General features: G+C 49.3%; 4 protein-coding genes. 2 read left to right on the forward strand and 2 right to left on the reverse strand.

Going from position 1 to position 4,167, the window contains the following annotated elements:
• Positions 1-69: 69 nt before the first annotated feature.
• Both WCO51_10360 and WCO51_10365 read right to left on the reverse strand, forming a co-directional pair.
• Complete coding sequence (locus WCO51_10360) at positions 70-522, reverse strand: hypothetical protein (GenBank protein MEI6513659.1); 453 nt, start codon at positions 520-522, stop codon at positions 70-72.
• A gap of 10 nt (positions 523-532) precedes the next feature.
• Positions 533-1,597: a glucose-1-phosphate thymidylyltransferase gene (locus WCO51_10365; GenBank protein MEI6513660.1), complete on the reverse strand. Its 1,065-nt coding sequence runs from the start codon at positions 1,595-1,597 to the stop codon at positions 533-535.
• Between the two features lie 173 nt (positions 1,598-1,770).
• Here WCO51_10365 and WCO51_10370 point away from each other — a divergent pair, with 173 nt between their 5' ends.
• Together WCO51_10370 and WCO51_10375 are read left to right on the forward strand one after the other, a co-directional pair.
• Positions 1,771-2,973: a type II secretion system F family protein gene (locus WCO51_10370; protein MEI6513661.1), complete on the forward strand. Its 1,203-nt coding sequence runs from the start codon at positions 1,771-1,773 to the stop codon at positions 2,971-2,973.
• Between the two features lie 199 nt (positions 2,974-3,172).
• Positions 3,173-4,021 (forward strand): sugar phosphate isomerase/epimerase family protein, encoded by an 849-nt coding sequence (locus tag WCO51_10375; GenBank protein MEI6513662.1) that lies wholly within the window; start codon positions 3,173-3,175, stop codon positions 4,019-4,021.
• The last annotated feature ends 146 nt before the right edge of the window (positions 4,022-4,167 follow it).

The raw sequence follows: 4,167 nt of genomic DNA on the forward strand, positions 1-4,167 counted from the left end.
ATTGTCTTCTGGCCTGTTCTGCAAGGTCGCGCATTTAAGCGGCGGCCTTTTTTTTACGTCAATTTTAGCCTAGACCAAGACTGAGAGGATGAGGGCGCATAGGCCGATAATGGCTAAGATACCCCGCAAAATTTGGTATCTATCCCAGCGACTGCGAGTTTGTGCCCAATTATCCGGCATCGTCTCAAGGTTCCAGACTTGAACTTGCTTATTAATCGGCTGAATAAGCGCTGTCCAGATAAGTATCATAGCGGCGATGCAAATGAGACTCACCCAAGTCATCGTGAAGACTTTTGGATTCTCACGAACAAAAGGAAGAGCGATTAATACGGCAAAGAAAGCGGCGCCTTCGATAACTCTCAGCGCTGACCCATAGTTTCGCAATAAAACTTGATGGATGTCGAGAAAGACAATACTCGGAAGCGCTGATTTTGGCCGTGCCTGCAAAACCAGCCCAAAGGCAACCCCCGCCGCAATTCCCATCATCAATAAGCCAACAAACTGAACTACCAGTAATACCATTTAATTCCCTCTAGAGCAGTTCGATAACGCTGTTATCGCCAAGCATTAGTTGCATGGCTTGGGAGCGTTCCGGATGGCAGCGGACTTGGACGCCGCGGCCTAGAAGACTGTGCTTAATTCGATCACCGATATTTTTAATCGAGCAATCCGGCATCACGACACTATCGTGTACCCCACTGCCAATTAAGTAAACCCCATCTCCAATAGCCGTATAGGGGCCAATTCGGCAATTTTCAAGGTGGCAATTGGAGCCTATAATCGAAGGTCCCTCAATAATTGTATTGATGATCTTGCTATTAGCCCCAACTGAAACAGGTCCAAAGAGTCGAGAGTGGGAATCAACCTTACCCTCGATGATCCCAACGAGGTCTTCTAGCACGAGGCGATTGGCTTCCAATAGGGCATCGAGGTCGCCGGTGTCTTTCCACCAACCTTTGACTTTATGCGAGCGAACGTTCTTGCCGCTGTCTATCAAGTATTGAATGGCATCGGTGATTTCAAACTCATCTCGCCATGAGGGTTTGATGGCTTTGACCGCTTCAAAGATACATGAACTAAAGAGATACACCCCGACCAGCGCGTAATCGGAACGAGGCTCCTTCGGTTTTTCCTCCAGCGTTATCACTCGGTCACCATCAAGTTCAGCCACACCGAACTGTTGAGGATTCGGAACTTGCGCGAGAAGAATCATTGCATCGGGCTTGTCCCGCTCAAATTCATCAACGAGCGCAGCAACTCCCGACCGGACGATGTTATCGCCGAGATACATCACGAACGGTTCTTCTTTGAGAAAAGGCTGGGCGACTTTGACGGCATGCGCTAATCCAAGGGGCGCTTCTTGGGGTAGATAAGTGACTTTTAAACCCCATTGGGAGCCATCGCCAACCGCTTGCTCGATAGCCTCATGGGTATCGCCGACAATCATGCCGACTTCACGAATGCCGGCATCACGCACGGCTTCAAGCCCATAATAGAGCACCGGTTTGTTTGCTACCGGCACTAACTGTTTGGCCATGCTGAATGTTATTGGGCGCAGCCGTGTGCCTTTGCCCCCTGCCAGAATTAGCGCTTTCATTCTATACTCTCTGTTTGACAACAGCAGATATATTTCCTGCCTGCGTCTTCAATAGAATCTAGCCGATTTAAGGTATTACTTACATCGGTTTGACCATTCCGGAACAAGAATGTCGGAAATTAAGAAGGAGATCGAGGATCAGCCTCTCGAATCCCTTTCAAGGATAGACTATTATGCCGACTTTTCACTACATTGCGATTAATCAAACGGGCGAATCCGTACAGGGAGCTATCGAGGCAAAGAACCGGCTCGAAGCTGTTGATACGATTCGACGTCATGGCTTAATGGTGACTTCGATAGAAGAACCGTTAAGCGCTAAGACTGCGAGCGCTGCCAGACAAACAACAGGTTCTGTTTTCGGCGGTGTGCCGCTGCCGGCATTGGCGGTTTTCTTTCGGCAGTTCGAAACCCTTGTTGGAGCGGGGGTGAACGTTCACCAATCGCTTGAAGCACTCACTCGGCAGACGCAAAATTCGCAATTGAGGCGTGTTGCTATCGAGTTGGCAGATAGTGTGTTATCCGGCGAGGCGTTGTGTAACGGCATGTCGCGCTATAGCCATGTCTTTCCTCCTCTAACCATCAGCTTAGTCAGAGCGGGTGAAGAAGGCGGCCTGCTCCATCGCACTCTTGGGCAAATTGCGGACTATTTAGATAAAGAAGTCCAATTACGCGGTCTGGTGCGCAAGATAACGTTCTATCCTAAACTGCTTGTATTAGCTGCGATTGCCATTCCGGGTTTGACACGCATAGTTGTCAGAAGTTTTGCAGGGGAAACCGATTTTGGCGGGTTTTTGAACTCAATCACGTTCTACTATTTTGCCGTGCCAATTATTATTGCGATAGCGCTGATCTTTCGTTTGGGGTCTCAATCCCATGAATTTTGCGCCGCATGGGATTCGATCAAGTTAATGATACCGGGTGTCGGTTTTTCGCTTCGTCAACTTGCAATGGCTAAATTTGGCCGGGCATTAGGCGCGCTTTATGCCGGAGGGGTGCCGCTTCCACGCGCAATTGGACTTGCTGCAGATGCTTGCGGGAATGCCGCGATTCAAGATGCCATCAAGCCTGCTGCTCTTAAGATAGAACGAGGGCGCACCGTCACAGAAAGCCTCCAATCCACCAATTGTTTCCCTCCAATGGTCCTCAATATGCTGGCGACCGGTGAGCATACGGGCGAGATGGATAAGATGCTGTTTTCGGTTGCCGGTTATTACGAAGATGAAGCCAGCGCCAAAGCCGCAATGGCCGCCACAGCCCTCGGCGTCTTCTTGGTGCTTCTGATTGCAATCTATATAGGTTTTATGGTGATCTCATTCTACACAAGCTATTTCGGCCAAATAATGAAACCCCCCGATGCCATGATGCTTAGGTTCTAATTAGGCTATAACACATGCGTGTAAAGCTCTCCTCCCTTCCCTACTCAGGGAAGCGGATTTTAGGATGAGAAAGAGAATGATCCCGGACTCTATCACCTATCACCCATCACCCATTACCTTCTCCGTAAGTACGCACTACACACTTCGTTTGTGATACACTTCATATTCGCTGGGCTTCTCCCACTTGAAAGGATCACAAATGAGATTTGGCGCGCATATGTACCTTTGGGCCGATACATGGTCGGATAAGTCGTTATATTTAATTGATCATGTCAAAACACTTGGGTTGGATTGTTTCGAAATCGGGTTTGGGGATGAATTAGAATTCACTGCATCCCATACTCGCGATAAAGCCAAAGATGCCGGTGTCGAGCTGATTGTCAGCCCCGGTGGAATTTGGCCGATGGAAGCCGATATCTCTTGCGAGGATGCTGATAATCAGCGCAAAGGCCTTGCCTGGCATAAACGCGCTATCGATATGACCGCAAGTGTTGAAGCGAGCGCCTATACGGGAGCGCTTTATGGCCACCCCGGACACGTCGAGCGGCGATTGCCGACAACCGATGAGTTCAAACGTACCTCAGAGCATCTCAATACCCTCGCCGAATACGCACAAGTACGCGGGATTAACTTAGTTTTAGAGCCAATGAGCCATTTCCGCACCCATATGGTCAACCGTCCCGATCAAGCCATGAGTCTCATCGAAATGACTAACCATCCGAACCTTTTGGTACTATTAGACACCTATCACCTGGTCACAGAGATAAGAAATTATGCCGAAGCCGTTCATACAGTTGGCGATAAGCTGTGGGGAATTCATGCCTGCGAAAACGACAGAGGCGCCCCCGGCGGTGGAATCGTCCCCTGGGAAAGCTTCTTCAAAGCCTTAAAAGAGACCAATTTCAAGGGCTACATGGGCGTCGAATCCTACAATTCAGGCTCCCTGGAAATGGCCCCCAAACGAGGCCTTTTCAACAACCCCTGCCCCGACGGCGACGCTTTCGTAAAACACAGCTTGGCCTTCTTCAGCCAGATGATGAAGGAGTAGCGTGTATTTAGGGAGAAGATGATAGGTGATAGATTCCGGAATCATTCTCATCTTCTTTCTCTTTCTCATACTCAAATCCGCTTCCCTGAACAGGGACAGGCTCGGTTCGGGGATCGGACTTTTACCTTTAGCCTCTCTATCAGGAA

This window comes from bacterium, assembly GCA_037131655.1.
Classification (GTDB): Bacteria; Armatimonadota; Fimbriimonadia; order Fimbriimonadales; family JBAXQP01; genus JBAXQP01.

Excerpts from the sequence above, each read along its gene's own strand:
- WCO51_10360 (MEI6513659.1), bottom strand. The coding sequence starts at position 522 with ATGGTATTACTGGTAGTTCAGTTTGTTGGCTTATTGATGATGGGAATT.
- WCO51_10365 (MEI6513660.1), bottom strand. The coding sequence starts at position 1,597 with ATGAAAGCGCTAATTCTGGCAGGGGGCAAAGGCACACGGCTGCGCCCA.
- WCO51_10370 (MEI6513661.1), top strand. The coding sequence starts at position 1,771 with ATGCCGACTTTTCACTACATTGCGATTAATCAAACGGGCGAATCCGTA.
- WCO51_10375 (MEI6513662.1), top strand. The coding sequence starts at position 3,173 with ATGAGATTTGGCGCGCATATGTACCTTTGGGCCGATACATGGTCGGAT.